The sequence below is a fragment of the Pseudomonas sp. RA_5y_Pfl1_P24 genome (assembly GCF_963970945.1).
Taxonomy (GTDB): domain Bacteria; phylum Pseudomonadota; class Gammaproteobacteria; order Pseudomonadales; family Pseudomonadaceae; genus Aquipseudomonas; species Aquipseudomonas tritici.
In genome coordinates, this window is sequence record NZ_CAXAOJ010000005.1 from 75,549 (window position 1) to 92,085 (window position 16,537).

A 16,537-nucleotide genomic window follows, 5' to 3' on the forward strand; every position below is an offset into this window, starting at 1 on the left:
TATCCCTATCTGCTAGGAGCAAGGCATGAAACTGAAACGTTTGATGGCGGCAATGACTTTTGTCGCTGCTGGCGTTGCGACCGCCAACGCGGTGGCCGCTGGTGTTGATCCGGCAATCCCGGCTTACGTTAAAACCACTGGTGTGTCGGGCAACTTGTCCAGCGTCGGTTCCGATACCCTGGCTAACCTGATGACCCTGTGGGCCGAGGGTTACAAGAAGGAATACCCGAACGTCAACATCCAGATTCAAGCTGCCGGCTCCGCTACCGCGCCACCTGCGCTGACTGAAGGCACCTCCAACCTGGGCCCGATGAGCCGCAAGATGAAGGACACCGAACTGGCCGCCTTCGAGCAGAAGTACGGCTACAAGCCAACCGCTATCCCGGTTGCCGTGGATGCCCTGGCTGTATTCGTGCACAAGGACAACCCGATCCAGCACCTGACCATGGAACAAGTCGACGCCATCTTCTCGTCGACTCGCCTGTGCGGTGCCAAAGCTGAAGTGAAAACCTGGGGTGACCTGGGCGTGACCGGCGACCTGGCCAACAAGCCAGTACAACTGTTCGGTCGTAACTCGGTGTCCGGCACCTACGGCTACTTCAAAGAAGAAGCCCTGTGCAAAGGCGACTACAAGCCAAACGTGAACGAACAACCGGGCTCGGCTTCGGTCGTGCAGTCGATCAGCTCTTCGCTGAACGGCATCGGTTACTCGGGCATCGGCTACAAGACGGCCAGCGTGAAAACAGTGGCCCTGGCCAAAAAAGGCAGCACTGAGTTCATCGAAGACAGCGAAGAAAACGCCCTGAACGGCAAATACCCGCTGTCGCGCTTCCTCTATGTGTACGTCAACAAAGCACCGAACAAGCCTCTGGCGCCGCTGGAAGCTGAGTTCGTGAAACTGGTGCTGTCCAAACAGGGCCAGGAAGTTGTAGTGAAAGACGGCTACATCCCACTGCCAGCCAAAGTTGCCGCCAAGGCACTGGCTGACTTGGGTCTGAAAGAAGGCAACTGATTGCCTCTGCGGGGCCGGCCTGCCGGCTCCGCGTCCGAATTTTCCAATCCGCTGCCAGCTATGCTTCGCGGCGGATTTGTTGCGTCACTGCACTGTCATCTTTCTGTCATACAGGATCGCTAGGGTGTGCGCATGAATGATCTGGCCAATTCCACCATGACGACGACTTCTCCTCCCAAGCGCATTGATTTCAATACGCCTGAGCTGCAACGCAAACGCCGCATTCGCGCGCTCAAGGACCGACTGACCCGTTGGTATGTACTGGTCGGCGGCCTCGCTGTCCTCGGCGCCATCACCCTGATTTTCTTCTTTCTTGCTTATGTAGTCGCGCCCTTGTTCCAGGGCGCCTCATTGACCAAGGAAGACGCACTGACCCCGGCCTGGATCCAGGACGCCGGCAAGCCGCTGATGATCTCCCTCGAAGAACAGAACCAAGTCGCCATGCGGGTTTCCGACAAGGGCCAGGCGCTGTTTTTTGATGTGGCGACGGGCGCCGAACTCAAGCGTGTCGACCTGCCGCTGCCCGCCGGCGCCAGCGTTGCGTCCATCGGTGAAGACCAACCCGGCAGCCCGCTGGTGATCCTTGGTTTGTCCAATGGCCAGTCCCTGGTATTCCGCCACACCTATAAGGTGTCCTACCCGGACGGCAAGAAAACCATTTCGCCTGCAATCGAATACCCTTACGGCGAAACGCCGATCGTGCTGGATAACGCTGGCCGTCCGCTGGAGCACGTCGCCCTCAACGCCACGGACTCCACCTTGGTAGTCGCAGGTTCGGCCGGTTCGCACTTGAACGTGTTGTCCCTGAGCCGTGAAGAAAACATGATGACCGGCGAAGTCACCAGCGAGCAGAAGCGTATTGAGCTGCCGCAAATGACTGAGCCCGTGAAGGCGATCTTCATCGACCCACGCCAGCAGTGGCTCTATGTGATTAACGGCCGTGCCCTCGCCGATGTATTCAGCCTGCGCGACAACAGCCTCAACGGTCGCTACAAGCTGCTGGAAGACGGCAACGCTGAAGTCACCGCCAGCACTCAGTTGGTGGGTGGTATCTCGCTGATCATCGGTAACTCCAAGGGCGGCCTGGCCCAGTGGTTCATGGCCCGTGACCCGGATGGCGAGCAGCACCTCAAGCAGATCCGCACCTTCCAGATGGGCACCACGCCTATCGTTGAAATCTCCGCCGAAGAGCGCCGCAAAGGCTTTACCGCCCTCGATGCGTCCGGCAAGTTTGGCGTGTTCCATAGCACCGCGCACCGCACCCTGCTGGTCGACCCGGTGGTCGATGGCCAGGGCGTGTTCGGCATGTCGCCACGGGCCAACCGCGTAATTGTGGAAGCCGGCGGCAAGTTGCAACCGTTGATGCTGGACAACCCGCACCCGGAAGTCTCCTGGAGCGCGTTGTGGAGCAAGGTCTGGTACGAAAACTACGACGAGCCTAAATACGTCTGGCAATCGACCGCCGCCAACACCGACTTCGAACCCAAGATGAGCCTGGCCCCGCTGACCTTCGGTACCTTGAAGGCTGCGTTCTACGCCATGCTGCTGGCTGCGCCGCTCGCAGTTGCCGCCGCGATCTACACCGCTTACTTCATGGCCCCGAGCCTGCGCCGCAAGGTGAAGCCGGTGATCGAGCTGATGGAAGCCATGCCGACGGTGATCCTCGGCTTCTTCGCCGGCCTGTTCCTGGCGCCGTATGTGGAAGGGCATCTACCGGGCATTTTCAGCCTGCTGATGCTGTTGCCAATTGGCATCCTGGTCGCCGGCTTTGTGTTCAGCCGCCTGCCTGAGTCGATCCGCCTGCGCGTTCCCGATGGTTGGGAAAGTGCGATCCTGATCCCGGTGATCCTGTTTGTGGGTTGGCTATCGCTGTACATGAGCCCCTACCTGGAAACCTGGTTTTTTGGCGGTGACATGCGTATGTGGATCTCCCACGACCTGGGCATCACCTACGACCAGCGCAACGCCCTGGTGGTCGGTTTGGCCATGGGCTTCGCGGTGATCCCGAACATTTACTCCATCGCCGAAGACGCTGTGTTCAGCGTGCCGCGCGGCCTGACCCTGGGCTCCCTGGCCCTGGGCGCTACGCCGTGGCAGACCATGACCCGCGTGGTGATTCTGACCGCCAGCCCGGGCATCTTCTCGGCGCTGATGATCGGCATGGGCCGCGCTGTCGGCGAGACAATGATCGTGTTGATGGCCACCGGTAACACCCCGGTGATGGAGATGAACCTGTTCGAAGGCCTGCGCACGCTCGCGGCCAACGTCGCGGTGGAAATGCCCGAGTCGGAAGTCGGCGGCAGTCACTACCGCGTGCTGTTCCTCTCGGCGATGGTGCTGCTGTTGTTCACCTTCATCATGAACACCCTCGCCGAGCTGATCCGTCAGCGTCTGCGCAAGAAATACTCGTCGCTTTAAGAAAGGTAGAAGTCTGTGAAACAGAACTCCCTGAATGGATGGTTCAAGAGCGGCGCCCCTGGCGTCTGGATCAGCGGTGGCGCGGTGTCCATCGCGGTCATCATGACCATTGGTTTGCTGGCTGTGATTGCGGTGCGTGGTTTGGGCCACTTCTGGCCAGCCGACCTGATCCAGGCCAACTACACCGTACCGGGCCAGGCCAATCACGTCGTCATCGGCGAAGTGGTGCAGAAAGAAGAAGTACCGCGTGAGCGCCTGAAAAGCGCTGGCCTGCCCGTGCCGAACCAAGGCCCGGAATTCATGACCCGCGAGCTGATCAAGGTCGGCAACCGCGACCTGAACGGCAACGACTTCACCTGGATCGTCGGCGAGTGGCTCAAGGACCAGACCACGCCTGCGAACCTGATGACCATTGAGCGGCGTGAGTGGGGCAACTTCTACGGCACGCTGGTCAACGTCAAACAGGATGGCAAGGTCATCGCCGAAGGCGAAGCTGCGTGGCCAGAGCTGCAGGCCCGTGTCGACCGCGTCAACAAGCTGGCTGCCCAGCTCAAGACCCTGGAGAAGTCCGACATAGGAGCGATCAACGCCGGCCTTGAACGCATCCGCCTGCACGGTCGCAAACTCGAGCTGGAAGGCAAGCTCGACGCCGCCGCCCAAGCCGACATGGACGCTGACCGCGCGGAACTGAACGCCCGTTACCAGGACATCGAGGCACGCTTGGCCGACCTGCATGCCCAGTTCAACCGCGACTCGCTGACCGCCCGTGACGGCAGCGGCAAGGAAGTCGAAATCGGTATCGGTAAGGTGGTGCACGCCTATCAGCCGAATGCCATGGGCACTGTTACCAAGATCGGCTTCTACTTCACCAAGGTCTGGGAATTCCTCAGCGATGACCCACGGGAAGCCAACACCGAAGGCGGGATCTTCCCGGCCATCTTCGGCACCGTGATGATGACCCTGATCATGGCGATGATCGTGACGCCGTTCGGCGTGCTGGCGGCGGTGTACCTGCGTGAATACGCCAAGCAGAACACCTTGACGCGCATCATCCGTATCGCCGTGAACAACCTGGCCGGCGTACCGGCCATCGTCTACGGCGTATTCGGCCTGGGCTTCTTCGTGTATGTATTGGGTGGCTCGGTTGACCGCCTGTTCTTCGCCGAAGCCCTGCCGGCGCCGACCTTCGGTACGCCGGGCCTGCTTTGGGCTTCGCTGACCCTCGCGCTGCTGGCGGTGCCGGTGGTGATCGTGGCCACTGAAGAAGGCCTGGCGCGGATTCCTCGCACCGTACGTGAAGGTTCCTTGGCACTGGGCGCGACCAAGGCGGAAACGCTGTGGAAGATCGTACTGCCGATGGCCAGCCCGGCGATGATGACCGGCATGATCCTCGCCGTGGCCCGCGCCGCCGGTGAAGTGGCGCCGCTGATGCTGGTAGGTGTAGTGAAGCTGGCCCCGTCGCTGCCGCTGGACGGCAACTACCCGTACCTGCACCTGGACCAGAAGATCATGCACCTGGGCTTCCATATCTATGACGTCGGCTTCCAGAGCCCTAACGTCGAGGCGGCACGGCCACTGGTGTACGCCACCGCCTTGCTGCTGGTGCTGGTGATCGCCACGCTCAACTTGTCGGCGGTGTGGATCCGTAACCACCTGCGCGAAAAATACAAAGCGTTGGACAGCTAAAGCCATTCGCCACAAGCGGCAAGCTGCAAGCCGCTTTTGCTCAAATCTTGCAGCTTGCAGCTAAAAGCGTGCAGCTACGAACGGAGTGAGACCATGCAACAAGACACCCATTCCCACGGCATCAACATGTCTGCCCTGGGTCGTGACAAGCAGAGCCTGAGCCTGGCGCAGGAAACCGTGGCCATCGAAGTGCCGGGCCTGAGCCTGTACTACGGTGAAAAGCAGGCGCTGTTCGACGTCAGCATGAACATCCCCAAGCAGCGTGTGACCGCCTTCATCGGCCCGTCGGGCTGCGGCAAGTCGACGCTGCTGCGCACCTTCAATCGCATGAACGACCTGGTCGACGGTTGCCGCGTGGAAGGTGCCATCAACCTCTACGGCACCAACATCTACCGCAAGGGCGAAGACGTGGCCGAACTGCGCCGCCGCGTGGGCATGGTGTTCCAGAAGCCCAACCCGTTCCCCAAGACCATCTACGAAAACGTGGTCTACGGCCTGCGCATCCAGGGCATCAACAAGAAGCGCATTCTCGACGAAGCGGTTGAGTGGGCACTCAAGGGCGCGGCGCTGTGGGACGAGGTCAAAGACCGCCTGCACGAGTCGGCACTCGGCTTGTCCGGCGGCCAGCAGCAACGTTTGGTGATCGCGCGCACCATCGCGGTGGAACCGGAAGTGCTGCTGCTCGACGAACCTTGCTCGGCACTCGATCCGATTTCGACGCTGAAGGTTGAAGAGCTGATCTACGAGCTCAAGTCCAAGTTCACCATCGTCATCGTGACCCACAACATGCAACAGGCGGCGCGGGTTTCCGACTACACCGCGTTCATGTACATGGGCAAGCTGGTGGAATTCGGCGATACCGATACGCTGTTCACCAATCCGGCGAAGAAGCAGACCGAAGACTATATTACGGGCCGGTACGGCTAGCCCCGGCTGCAAGCCGCACGTTTCAAGCGGCAAGTAAAAGCAGTTTGATCAACGACACACATCAGCTTGCAGCTTGTAGCTTGCGGCTTACAGCTTTTGCGGAGCAGACGCATGATTAGCAAAGAAGGCCTTACCCACCATATCTCCGCGCAGTTCAACGCCGAGCTTGAGGAAGTGCGCAGCCACCTCCTGGCGATGGGCGGGCTGGTGGAGAAGCAAGTCAACGACGCCGTTACTGCGCTGATCGAGGCCGACTCGGGCTTGGCCCAGCAAGTGCGTGAGATCGATGACCAGATCAACCAGATGGAACGCAACATCGACGAGGAATGCCTGCGCATTCTCGCCCGTCGCCAGCCGGCGGCCTCCGACTTGCGTTTGATCATCAGCATCTCCAAGTCGGTGATCGACCTGGAGCGCATCGGCGATGAAGCCACCAAGATCGCCCGCCGTGCCATCCAGCTGTGCGAAGAAGGCGAAGCACCGCGCGGTTATGTAGAAGTGCGTCATATCGGCGACCAGGTGCGCAACATGGTGCGTGATGCACTCGACGCGTTTGCGCGCTTCGACGCCGACCTGGCCCTGTCGGTGGCCCAGTACGACAAGGTCATTGACCGCGAATACAAGACCGCGCTTCGCGAGCTGGCGACCTACATGATGGAAGATCCGCGCTCTATCTCGCGGGTCTTGAGCATTATCTGGGTACTGCGCTCCCTGGAGCGCATCGGCGACCACGCGCGCAATATCTCGGAATTGGTGATCTACCTGGTGCGCGGTACCGACGTACGGCACATGGGCCTTAAGCGTATGAAGGCCGAAGTTGAAGGTTCAGTCGATCAAATCCCTAATGTTCCGGGCGTAACTGACGATAAGTAAGGTTGCCCGAGAAATTAACGCCCGGCCTTTGGTCGGGCGTTTTCGTTTGCGGGAGATGAATTTATTACGTCTCGGATGAAAGATAGTCCGAACGTGACTGCAGAGTTTTGGCAAAATGCCATCAGTCAGGCGTCTTGCGTGCCGAAGTTTTTATAGGATGAAGGGTCGATGAGTAAAGTCAGTGTATTGGTGGTGGATGACGCCTCGTTTATCCGCGACCTGGTGAAGAAGTGCCTGCGCAACTACTTCCCCGGGATCAAGCTTGAAGACGCGGTGAACGGTAAAAAGGCCCAGGCCATCCTGATGCGCGACTCCTTCGACCTGGTGCTGTGCGACTGGGAAATGCCGGAGATGTCCGGGCTTGAGCTGTTGACCTGGTGCCGTGAGCAACCTCACCTCAAGGCCATGCCATTCGTGATGGTGACCAGCCGTGGCGACAAGGAAAACGTGGTCCAGGCCATCCAGGCCGGGGTTTCCGGTTACGTCAGCAAGCCGTTCACCAACGAACAGTTGCTGAGCAAGGTCAAGCAGGCGCTGCACAAGGTCGGCCGTCTTGACGCCCTGGTCGCTAGCGCACCCACCAAGATGAACTCAGCCTTCGGCAACGACTCCCTGAGCGCACTGACCGGTGGCAAACCCGAAGCGGTCAAGTCGGCACCAGTGGCTGCTGCTCCTGCGCCGAGCCGAGGCCTGATCAACAGTCCGCCGGCTCAAGCGCCTGCCGCGGCAGCCCCGGCCGGCGCTCGTGGTCAAGGTCAGTTGCGCCTGTCCAGTGGCACCCAGCAATGCGTGATCAAGGCGTTGAGCATCAAGGAAGCGCTGTTGGTGGTCCGTCGCGGCGAAGTCCTGCCTCAGGTACTGGAAAGCGCCGTGCTCGACCTTGAGCAAGGCGACAACGCCGAAGTGGCGCGCCTAAATGGCTACCTGCATGCCATCGTCGCCTTCGAACCCAAGCCCGACAGTGACTGGCTGCAACTGACCTTTCGGTTTATCGACCAGGACGCGCAGAAACTCGACTACATCTCCCGCCTGATTGCACGTGGTACGGCGCAGAAGCATTTTGTGCCGGGTGCGTGATTTGGAGTGGGCGGACGATGCGGCGACCCGACAAGCCCGCTACAGACTGTAACGATCCGTTGTTAGCCTGCCGGTCAGTCATCCCGGCAGGTTCACGCCATGCTCATGCGCTTACTACTGTGCTGCGGGCTGGCAGCGGTCGTCACTTCGACCCAGGCCATGACCCTCTACAAATCCACCGATGCCAATGGCGAGGTGTTTTTCAGTGACCGGCCAACCCCTGGTGCCCAGGCATTTGTGATCCAGGAGCGTCGGGTCGAACGCGTGAAACCGCTGATGCCCCTGGTGCCCCAATCGCGTTATTCACAACAAGCCTACCACTATCCCTTGCCCTGGCGCGGCGGCCCGTTCCACCTGAGCCAGGGCCCCAACGGCAGCTTCAGCCATACCGACGCCAAGAGCCGCTACGCCATGGACATCGCCATGCCGGAAGGCACGCCGATCATTGCGGCGCGCAGCGGTGTGGTGGTGAAGACCGAAAATGAGCAGGAGGGGCGTGGCAGTGATGCCTCAGGCAATTTCGTGCGGGTGCGTCACGATGACGGCACCGAGGGCGTGTACCTGCACCTCAAGCACGGTTCGGTGAGTGTCAGGGCAGGGCAGCGTGTAGCGGTGGGAAGCCCGCTGGCGTTGTCCGGTAATACCGGCAACAGCAGCGGGCCGCATTTGCATTTTGTGGTGCAGCGCGCCAGCGAGGCGGGGCTGGTGTCGATCCCGTATGAGTTCAACCAGCCAGTGGGTGCATTGCCCAACTTCGCGTTGGGCAATTGAGGGTTCAATCCAGCAGCAGCACCTTGGCCAACACGATCTTCGGCCCTTTCATCTTCTTGATGATGATGCGCAAGCCTTCCACCTCCAGCACTTCTTCCTCTTCCGGCACCCGCTTGAGGGTGTCGTAGATCAGCCCGGCCAGGGTTTCGGCTTCGATGTGGTCCAGGTCGACACCCAGCAGGCGCTCCACCTTGAACAGCGGGGTATCGCCGCGCACCAGCAGCTTGCCCGGTTGATAGGCCAGGATGCCGCGCTCGGCCTTACGGTGTTCGTCCTGGATATCGCCAACCAGCACTTCCAGCACGTCCTCCATGGTGAGGTAGCCGATGATGTTGCCGTCGGCTTCCTCCACCAGGGCGAAGTGCGCGCCGCCTTTGCGGAACTGCTCCAGCAGTTGCGACAACGGCATATGCCGCGACACACGCTCCAGCGGGCGGGTCAGCTCGGCCAGGTTGAAGGATTCGGGGATGTGGTCCAGTGCGGCCAGCTCCAGCAGCAAATCCTTGATGTGCAACAGGCCCACGAACTCGTTGCGCACCGCGTCATACACCGGGTAACGGCTGAATTTGTGACGACGGAACAGCGCGAGGATTTCCTTGAGCGGGGCGTTGAAGTCCAGGGTCACCAGGTCTTCCCGGGAGTTGGCCCAGTCCACCACCTCTAGCTCGCCCATCTCCACCGCCGAGGCCAGCACGCGCATGCCTTGGTCGCTTGGGTCTTGGCCGCGGCTGGAGTGCAGGATCAGTTTGAGTTCTTCGCGGCTGTAGTGGTGTTCGTGGTGCGGGCCAGGCTCGCCTTGGCCGGCGATGCGCAGGATGGCGTTGGCGCTGGCGTTGAGCAGGTAAATCGCCGGGTACATGGCCCAGTAGAACAGGTACAGCGGCACCGCCGTCCACAGTGATAGCAGCTCGGGCTTGCGAATGGCCCAAGACTTGGGCGCCAGTTCGCCGACCACGATGTGCAGGTAGGAAATCACGAAGAAGGCGGCAAAGAACGACACGCCTTTGATGACTTCCGGGGACTCGACGCCCATCGCGCCCAGGAGCGGCTCGAGGATGTGTGCGAAGGCCGGCTCACCAACCCAGCCCAGGCCCAGGGAGGCCAGGGTGATACCCAGCTGGCAGGCCGACAAGTAGGCGTCGAGCTGGCTGTGCACGGTGCGCAGGATCTGCCCGCGCCAGCCGTTGGTGTGGGCGATGGCCTCGACCCGAGTCGAGCGCAGTTTGACCATGGCAAATTCCGCCGCAACGAAGAAACCGTTGAGCAGTACCAGGACCAGTGCAAAAAGAATCATGCCGAAGTCGGCGAAGAGCGTAGCGAGGGTGATACCAGGGGAAGGGTCCATGATGGGGTTTTGCAGGTTCCGTGTTCAATAAGGGGTGGCAGGTGAGCCTGAAGGGCAGGCCCAAGTCGGCCAATGTAGCGGCTGACGGGGCGCTTGCCTAGTGCTCACTGCCGGGCGGGGCAAGGAATACATTCTCCAAAACAACTCATGTCCCTGTGGGAGCGTCGTTTTCGAGTTACTCGTCTATGCCAACCACCCGCGAACGCGTCATCTGCGCCGGCGGAAAATGGCAGGTAAACGTACTGCCATGCCCCAGCACGCTGCTGATTTCCAGGCGGGCGCGGTGACGCAAGAGCACATGCTTGACGATCGCCAGGCCGAGCCCGGTGCCGCCGGTGTTGGAGTTGCGGCTGGAGTCGACGCGGTAGAAACGCTCAGTCAGGCGCGGCAGGTGCTTGGCGTCGATGCCGATGCCGGAGTCCTGCACGCTCAAATGTGCACCCTGTTCGTCGGCCCACCAGCGGATGCGGATATTGCCTTTGTCCGGGGTGTACTTCACGGCGTTGAACACCAGGTTGGAAAACGCACTGCGCAACTCACCTTCGCTGCCTTTGAGCAGCACGGTCGGGTCGGCTTCCAGGGTGATCTGCTGCCCGCGTTGACCCGAGAGGGCCTGGGCGTCGTTCTTGATGGTCTGCAACAGGCTCTGCACCGCCGCCGGATGGTTATCCGACGGGTAGTCAGTTGCCTCAAGCTTAGCCAGCAAGAGCAGGTCGTTGAGCAGCGTCTGCATGCGCGAACCTTGCTGCTGCATCTGCTGCAGGGCCCGGCTCCAGCGCGGGTTGATCTCGTCGACGTTGTCCAGCAGCGTCTCCAGGTAACCGCAGATCACGGTCAGAGGCGTGCGCAGCTCGTGGGAGACGTTGGCGACGAAGTCTTTGCGCATCTGTTCCAACTGATGAATGCGGGTCACGTCGCGCACCAGCATCAGGTGTTCGTTGTTGCCGTAGCGCGTCAGGTACAGCTGGATGCGCACGCGGTCATTGGTGGGCGAGGGGATTTCCAGGGCTTCTTCGTAGTTCTCCTGTTCGAAGTACTCCTTGAAGCGCGGGTGGCGCACCAGGTTGGTTACCGGCTGGCCGCTGTCCTGGGGCGTCTTGAGGCCCAGCAGGGTTTCGGCCGCGCGGTTCCACCATTCCAGGTTGCCGTCGCTGTCGAGCATGATCACAGCGTCTTTGAGCGCGGCGGTGGATTCCTGCACCCGGTCGATCACCGCCTGCAGGCGCCCGCGCACCCGTTGGTCGCGGCGTTGCAGGTGGTAGATGCTGTCGAACACCTCGCCCCATAGACCGTAGCCATCGGGTGGTGCTTCGTCGGGTTTGTGCTGGCGCAGCCATTCGTGCAGGCGCAGCAATTGCTTGAGGGTCCAGCCCAGGTACAAGGCAATGCCGACGGCCAGGCTCCAGCCGTAATAACCACTGACCAGGCCCACCAACAAGCAGCCGGTGATCAGCAAAAGCATGTGGCGGATCAGGGTGCCATGCCAGTTTTGGTTCAAGGTGCGTCCTTCGGAGCAGTTTCAAGTTTCAAGCTGCAAGCTCCCAGCTACAGCAGTCCGCTTTGAACTTGCGGCTTGTGGCTAATTGCTTGTAGCTCAACCTTTGGTTGAAAACCGATAGCCAGTGCCGCGCACGGTTTGTACCAGATTCTCGTAGGCCTCGCCCAAGGCTTTGCGCAGGCGGCGGATATGCACATCCACGGTGCGCTCCTCCACATACACGTTGCCGCCCCACACTTGGTCGAGCAACTGGCCACGGGTGTAGGCGCGCTCCTGGTGGGTCATGAAAAACTGCAGCAGGCGATATTCGGTAGGGCCCATCTCGGCCGGCGTACCGTCGATGGTCACGCGGTGGCTGATCGGGTCCAGCAACAGGCCGCCGACTTCAATCGGCGCTTCGCCATCGGTTGGGCCGGCGCGGCGCAATACGGCTTTCAGACGAGCGACCAGTTCGCGTGGGGAAAACGGCTTGGTGATGTAGTCATCCGCGCCGACTTCCAGGCCCTGGATCTTGTTGTCCTCTTCGCCCTTGGCGGTGAGCATGATGATCGGGATGTCCCCGGTCAGCTCGTCACGCTTGAGACGGCGGGCCAACTCGATGCCGGAGGTGCCTGGCAGCATCCAGTCCAACAGGATCAAGTCCGGCTTGCGGTCGACGATAATGGCATGGGCCTGCTGGGAGTTCTCCGCCTCCAGGCAGTCATAGCCGGCCATTTCCAACGCAACGGCGATCATCTCGCGGATGGGCGCTTCGTCGTCAACAATCAGAATGCTCCTGCCAACCATGCTCAAAAATCCTCTTGTCATTTAACTGTCTTGCGCCGCATTAGATAACGGAATTATTGCAGTCGTGTGACAGTAATTTAGTCGCTCGGGCAATTCTCGCCTCTCTGGACTACGCTGTGGGTCCGAATCCTGACAACCAAAATAGGAAGGTTCCAATGACTTACAGCACGATGTCCTGGAAAGCCCTGCTGGTAACGGCCGCGTTGACGCTGCCGACCCTGGCGTTCGCGGCGGAGCCGGCGATGACTAAAGATGGGATGCTGGTCGACCACAAGGGCATCACCCTCTACACCTTCGACAAGGATGCCGACGGCAAGTCAGTGTGCAAGGACCAGTGCGCGACCAACTGGCCGCCGCTGAAGGCTGAGTCCACCGATACCTCCATGGGCAAATGGACCGTGATCACCCGCGACGACCAGACCAGCCAGTGGGCTTATGACGGCAAGCCGGTCTACACCTACAAGGATGATAAAAAGGCCGGTGACAAGACCGGTGATGGCAAGGGTGGGGCGTGGCATGTGATCAAGCCCTGACCACGCGGTGCTGCTGACGCCTTCGCGAGCACGTCGAAGGCGTCAGCTCCATCACCACGAAAAACGGCCTCAGCGAAACGCGTAGTCCGCCACAATTCCGACAAAAATCGCCAACCCCGCCCAGTGGTTGTGCAAAAACGCCTCGAAGCACTTCATCCGATCCTTGTCGCGGGTGTACCAGAACTCCCAGGCAAAACATCCAGCCGCCGCCAGCAACCCCAGGTGGAACCAGCCGCCCAACTCAAACCGTGTACCGGCCAGCAACAGGCACACCAACGCCAGGCCCTGTAGGGTAAGGATAATCACGCGATCGGCATCACCGAACAGAATGGCGGTGGATTTCACGCCGATCTTCAAGTCGTCGTCACGGTCTGTCATCGCGTAATAAGTGTCATAGCCCACCGTCCAGAGCAGGTTGGCGATGTACAGCAGCCAGGCAGCGGCGGGCAAGCTGCCGGTCTCGGCGGTAAACGCCATCGGCATGCCCCACGAAAACGCCGCGCCCAGCACCACTTGAGGGTAATAGGTGTAACGCTTCATGAACGGGTAGCTCGCCGCCAATGCCAAACCACCGAGGGACAGCAGGATGGTGGTGGCGTTGGTCAACAGCACCAGCAGAAAACTGATGCCCATCAGCACCGCAAAAAACACCAGCGCTTCCTTGGAACTGATCTTGCCGCTCACCAGCGGGCGCTGCTCGGTGCGCTTCACATGGCCGTCGACCTTGCGGTCGGCCCAATCATTGATCACGCAGCCGCCGGCCCGGGTCAGCACCACGCCCAACACGAAAATCACGATGTTGATAAAGGACGGCGAACCCTTGCCGGCAATCCACAGCGCCCACAGCGTCGGCCACAGCAGCAGGTAGATGCCGATGGGTTTGTCCATCCGGGCCAACTGAATGAAATCCCAGGCCCTCGGGTTCAGGCGGTTCAGGGATTTGAGCATGCGTTGATACATCAGCAGTTCTCCGGATGGGCATGCAGCGCGTGCCAAAAGCTCGGCAAAAAGATTTCCGCCACCAGCACGCTCAGCGCACCGCGATCAAAGCGTGAGCGGCGTGCCCACAGCCCGTCGGCCTGGTCCGCCGTGGGCAACCATTGCCGCGGGTAATGGCACACCTCGATTGCCTGGCGGGTGAAGGCCTGGTCGCAAAACAGCAATTCACCCAGTGAACGGCTGCCCAACTCATCCATGTGCAAGCCGTCGCCCTGCAAGGCACTGCGCGCCGCCACACTGCGCGCGAACACCCACGGCTGGCCCTTCCCACGCAAATACACTTCACGCACCCAGCCGATACTGGCCGGCGCCAGCGCCAGGGCAGCACATTCATCATCGCGCAGTGGCTGCCAGCCTTCGAACAGTGGCGTCACGCTGAAGCCGTCGTCCGACAGCCACGTCAGCCGCCGGGTGAGCGAGTCTTCGTTGAACAGCCAGTTGAGGGTCAAGGGCGCGGGCGCAGGGATCAAAAGGCTCTGGGTCAGCCATTGGCAAGCATCGGGAAGGTCGATTGAGTGCGGCACGGTGAGTCAGTATTGGCAGCAAAAGAGGCGGTGAGCTTACCATGGCACCTTGGACTTTTGCCGCGCTGAACCGGTGCCTTGCGTCGATCGTGCTTGCATCTGCCGGCCCCGATCAGTACAAAACGCCCTGAGCTGTACGGCAACGCTGGATCCATCGACCGTCGGCCAAACTGCCTGGACCCTGAGGAAGCAAGTAATGAAGAAGTGGCAATGTGTAGTCTGCGGCCTGATCTATGACGAGAAAGACGGCTGGCCGGATGACGGAATCGCTCCGGGCACCCTGTGGCAGGACGTCCCGGAAGACTGGCTGTGCCCGGACTGCGGCGTGGGCAAAATGGATTTCGAAATGATCGAAATCGGCTGATCTGCAAATTTAAGAACCGTACTACAAGGAGAAAGGAATGAACGCACCTGTCGTGATCATCGGCACAGGATTGGCCGGTTACAACGTGGCCCGGGAGTTTCGCAAGCTCGACAGCGAGACCCCATTGCTGCTGATCACCGCGGATGACGGTCGCTCCTACTCCAAGCCCATGCTCTCCACCGGCTTTGGCAAGAACAAGGAAGCCGATGGCCTGAGCATGGCCGAACCGGGCGCCATGGCCGAGCAACTCAAGGCCGAAGTGCGCACCCACACCCGTGTCAGCGGCATCGACCCCGGCCACAAGCGTCTGTGGATCGGCGAGGAAGCAGTGCCCTACCGCGACCTGATCCTGGCCTGGGGCGCAGAAACCGTGCGCGTACCGGTTGAAGGCGATGCGGCTGAACTGATTTTCCCGATCAACGACCTCGAAGACTACGCACGCTTCCGTGCCGCCGCTGCCGGCAAACGCCGCGTTTTGCTGCTCGGCGCAGGCCTGATCGGCTGCGAATTCGCCAATGACCTGATCCTTGGCGGTTATGAAATCGACCTGGTGGCGCCGTGCGAACACGTCATGCCGACCCTGCTGCACCCGGCAGCGGCCGCGGCGGTGCAAGCCGGGCTGGAAGGCCTTGGCGCACGTTTCCACCTGGGCCCGGTGCTCAATCGCCTACAGCGCACCGCTGACGGCGTGGAGGCGCACCTGTCGGACGGTGAAGTGATCCACTGCGACCTGGTGGTCTCGGCCATCGGCCTGCGCCCACGTGTCGACTTGGCCGCTGCCGCCGGCTTGCAGACCAATCGTGGGATCATGGTGGACCGCCACCTCAAGACCTCCCACGCCAACATCTACGCCCTGGGCGACTGTGCCGAAGTCGACGGCCTGAACCTGCTGTACGTGATGCCGCTGATGAGTTGCGCCCGCGCCCTGGCCCAGACCTTGGCCGGCAATGCCACGGCCGTCAGCTACGGCCCGATGCCAGTGACCGTCAAGACGCCGGTCTGCCCGCTGGTGGTTTCACCACCACCACGGGGCACCGAAGGCGTTTGGAGCGTTGAAGGCGAGGGTGCCGACATCAAGGCCCTGTGCCGCGACGCCAGCGGTCGCCTGCTGGGGTATGCATTGACCGGTACCGCCGTGATGGAAAAACTCGCCCTGAACAAAGAACTTCCGCCTTTGCTGGCGTAAATACCGGTCGTTCTGTCGGAATAAGCACGTTTTTCACCTTAGAAAGGTCGCCGCGAGACTGGCGGAGCGTGCGAGGGCATGCCATCCTCACTCCCGTCTGCCGCAGAGTAGAGCCTGCGGCGCTTTGGGCGTTGCTCCAACGATGAGCAGCACGGACATAACAACAAAAAACCGTCAAAGAGGCTTCACTTATGCGTAAACCAGAACTCGCAGCCGCCATCGCTGAAAAAGCGGATCTCACCAAAGAACAGGCCAACCGCGTACTCAACGCCATTCTCGAAGAAATCACCGGCGCCCTGCACCGCAAGGACAGCGTCACCCTGGTGGGCTTCGGCACCTTCCTGCAACGCCATCGCGGCGCCCGCACCGGCAAAAACCCGCAAACCGGTGAGCCGGTGAAAATCAAGGCGAGCAACACCGTTGCGTTCAAGCCGGGCAAATCGCTGAAAGACACTGTTAACGCGTAATGGCGTTACCGTCTCGAAGGGGGCGGGGAGGTAGGAAAAATGGGCACGCCGACTGGGTCGGGTGCCCATTT

The 16,537-nt window shown here is 60.8% G+C and carries 16 protein-coding genes; 11 read left to right on the forward strand and 5 right to left on the reverse strand.

The window, feature by feature from the left end; genetic code table 11:
• Positions 1 to 25 precede the first annotated feature (25 nt).
• The 7 genes from AACY30_RS09365 to AACY30_RS09395 all read left to right on the forward strand — a co-directional run bounded on the left by AACY30_RS09365 (position 26) and on the right by AACY30_RS09395 (position 8,764).
• Positions 26 to 1,012 carry a phosphate ABC transporter substrate-binding protein PstS gene (locus AACY30_RS09365; RefSeq protein WP_339418668.1) on the forward strand — a complete coding sequence of 329 codons (987 nt, stop codon included), beginning with the start codon at positions 26 to 28 and terminating at the stop codon, positions 1,010 to 1,012.
• Positions 1,013 to 1,396: 384 nt separating this feature from the next.
• A complete protein-coding gene (locus tag AACY30_RS09370) occupies positions 1,397 to 3,430 on the forward strand; it encodes an ABC transporter permease subunit (RefSeq protein ID WP_339540295.1) in 2,034 nt (677 codons plus the stop codon).
• A gap of 15 nt (positions 3,431 to 3,445) precedes the next feature.
• Positions 3,446 to 5,116 (forward strand): phosphate ABC transporter permease PstA, encoded by a 1,671-nt coding sequence (gene pstA / locus AACY30_RS09375; RefSeq protein ID WP_339540206.1) that lies wholly within the window; start codon positions 3,446 to 3,448, stop codon positions 5,114 to 5,116.
• Between the two features lie 93 nt (positions 5,117 to 5,209).
• Positions 5,210 to 6,043, forward strand: coding sequence for a phosphate ABC transporter ATP-binding protein PstB (gene pstB, locus AACY30_RS09380; RefSeq protein ID WP_049710890.1), 834 nt, complete (start codon positions 5,210 to 5,212; stop codon positions 6,041 to 6,043).
• A gap of 111 nt (positions 6,044 to 6,154) precedes the next feature.
• Positions 6,155 to 6,916 (forward strand): phosphate signaling complex protein PhoU, encoded by a 762-nt coding sequence (gene phoU / locus AACY30_RS09385; protein ID WP_049710891.1) that lies wholly within the window; start codon positions 6,155 to 6,157, stop codon positions 6,914 to 6,916.
• A gap of 168 nt (positions 6,917 to 7,084) precedes the next feature.
• Positions 7,085 to 7,993 (forward strand): response regulator, encoded by a 909-nt coding sequence (locus AACY30_RS09390; RefSeq protein ID WP_339472164.1) that lies wholly within the window; start codon positions 7,085 to 7,087, stop codon positions 7,991 to 7,993.
• Between the two features lie 99 nt (positions 7,994 to 8,092).
• On the forward strand, positions 8,093 to 8,764 hold the full coding sequence (locus AACY30_RS09395) for a M23 family metallopeptidase (RefSeq protein WP_339540207.1): 672 nt from the start codon (positions 8,093 to 8,095) through the stop codon (positions 8,762 to 8,764).
• A 4-nt stretch (positions 8,765 to 8,768) separates the two neighbouring features.
• Here AACY30_RS09395 and AACY30_RS09400 read toward each other — a convergent pair whose 3' ends face one another.
• From AACY30_RS09400 to phoB, 3 genes are all read right to left on the reverse strand, one after another.
• Complete coding sequence (locus AACY30_RS09400) at positions 8,769 to 10,109, reverse strand: hemolysin family protein (RefSeq protein ID WP_065875510.1); 1,341 nt, start codon at positions 10,107 to 10,109, stop codon at positions 8,769 to 8,771.
• Positions 10,110 to 10,284: 175 nt separating this feature from the next.
• Positions 10,285 to 11,571, reverse strand: a complete 1,287-nt coding sequence (phoR, locus tag AACY30_RS09405) for a phosphate regulon sensor histidine kinase PhoR (RefSeq protein ID WP_339472172.1) — start codon at positions 11,569 to 11,571, stop codon at positions 10,285 to 10,287.
• Positions 11,572 to 11,703: 132 nt separating this feature from the next.
• Positions 11,704 to 12,393 (reverse strand): phosphate regulon transcriptional regulator PhoB, encoded by a 690-nt coding sequence (gene phoB, locus AACY30_RS09410; RefSeq protein ID WP_010207570.1) that lies wholly within the window; start codon positions 12,391 to 12,393, stop codon positions 11,704 to 11,706.
• Between the two features lie 155 nt (positions 12,394 to 12,548).
• On the opposite strand from phoB, the gene AACY30_RS09415 reads away from it, so the two are divergent.
• Entirely contained in the window at positions 12,549 to 12,926 is a 378-nt protein-coding gene (locus tag AACY30_RS09415) for a COG4315 family predicted lipoprotein (protein ID WP_339540208.1), read from the forward strand.
• Between the two features lie 69 nt (positions 12,927 to 12,995).
• Here the strand turns inward: AACY30_RS09415 and ubiA are convergent, their stop codons facing one another.
• Both ubiA and AACY30_RS09425 read right to left on the reverse strand, forming a co-directional pair.
• Complete coding sequence (gene ubiA, locus AACY30_RS09420) at positions 12,996 to 13,886, reverse strand: 4-hydroxybenzoate octaprenyltransferase (RefSeq protein WP_339540209.1); 891 nt, start codon at positions 13,884 to 13,886, stop codon at positions 12,996 to 12,998.
• The gene (locus AACY30_RS09425) at positions 13,886 to 14,449 is read right to left on the reverse strand and encodes a chorismate--pyruvate lyase family protein (RefSeq protein WP_339540210.1); all 564 of its coding nucleotides are present in this window, start codon (positions 14,447 to 14,449) and stop codon (positions 13,886 to 13,888) included. Before AACY30_RS09425 ends, ubiA begins: the two co-directional genes overlap by 1 nt.
• 196 nt (positions 14,450 to 14,645) lie before the next feature.
• Here AACY30_RS09425 and AACY30_RS09430 point away from each other — a divergent pair, with 196 nt between their 5' ends.
• The 3 genes from AACY30_RS09430 (at position 14,646) to AACY30_RS09440 (ending at position 16,466) form a co-directional block, all read left to right on the forward strand.
• A complete protein-coding gene (locus tag AACY30_RS09430) occupies positions 14,646 to 14,813 on the forward strand; it encodes a rubredoxin (protein ID WP_003213373.1) in 168 nt (55 codons plus the stop codon).
• Positions 14,814 to 14,850: 37 nt separating this feature from the next.
• Positions 14,851 to 15,999: an NAD(P)/FAD-dependent oxidoreductase gene (locus AACY30_RS09435; protein ID WP_339540211.1), complete on the forward strand. Its 1,149-nt coding sequence runs from the start codon at positions 14,851 to 14,853 to the stop codon at positions 15,997 to 15,999.
• A 191-nt stretch (positions 16,000 to 16,190) separates the two neighbouring features.
• Positions 16,191 to 16,466, forward strand: coding sequence for an HU family DNA-binding protein (locus AACY30_RS09440; RefSeq protein ID WP_094064412.1), 276 nt, complete (start codon positions 16,191 to 16,193; stop codon positions 16,464 to 16,466).
• The last annotated feature ends 71 nt before the right edge of the window (positions 16,467 to 16,537 follow it).

Bases quoted from the DNA above. Each gene is read 5' to 3' on its own strand.
- AACY30_RS09435 (WP_339540211.1), top strand. From the start codon at position 14,851: ATGAACGCACCTGTCGTGATCATCGGCACAGGATTGGCCGGTTACAAC.
- AACY30_RS09395 (WP_339540207.1), top strand. From the start codon at position 8,093: ATGCTCATGCGCTTACTACTGTGCTGCGGGCTGGCAGCGGTCGTCACT.
- AACY30_RS09400 (WP_065875510.1), bottom strand. From the start codon at position 10,109: ATGGACCCTTCCCCTGGTATCACCCTCGCTACGCTCTTCGCCGACTTC.
- AACY30_RS09415 (WP_339540208.1), top strand. From the start codon at position 12,549: ATGACTTACAGCACGATGTCCTGGAAAGCCCTGCTGGTAACGGCCGCG.
- pstB (WP_049710890.1), top strand. From the start codon at position 5,210: ATGCAACAAGACACCCATTCCCACGGCATCAACATGTCTGCCCTGGGT.
- AACY30_RS09365 (WP_339418668.1), top strand. From the start codon at position 26: ATGAAACTGAAACGTTTGATGGCGGCAATGACTTTTGTCGCTGCTGGC.
- phoU (WP_049710891.1), top strand. From the start codon at position 6,155: ATGATTAGCAAAGAAGGCCTTACCCACCATATCTCCGCGCAGTTCAAC.
- phoB (WP_010207570.1), bottom strand. From the start codon at position 12,393: ATGGTTGGCAGGAGCATTCTGATTGTTGACGACGAAGCGCCCATCCGC.
- phoR (WP_339472172.1), bottom strand. From the start codon at position 11,571: ATGCTTTTGCTGATCACCGGCTGCTTGTTGGTGGGCCTGGTCAGTGGT.
- AACY30_RS09440 (WP_094064412.1), top strand. From the start codon at position 16,191: ATGCGTAAACCAGAACTCGCAGCCGCCATCGCTGAAAAAGCGGATCTC.
- AACY30_RS09430 (WP_003213373.1), top strand. From the start codon at position 14,646: ATGAAGAAGTGGCAATGTGTAGTCTGCGGCCTGATCTATGACGAGAAA.
- AACY30_RS09390 (WP_339472164.1), top strand. From the start codon at position 7,085: ATGAGTAAAGTCAGTGTATTGGTGGTGGATGACGCCTCGTTTATCCGC.
- ubiA (WP_339540209.1), bottom strand. From the start codon at position 13,886: ATGTATCAACGCATGCTCAAATCCCTGAACCGCCTGAACCCGAGGGCC.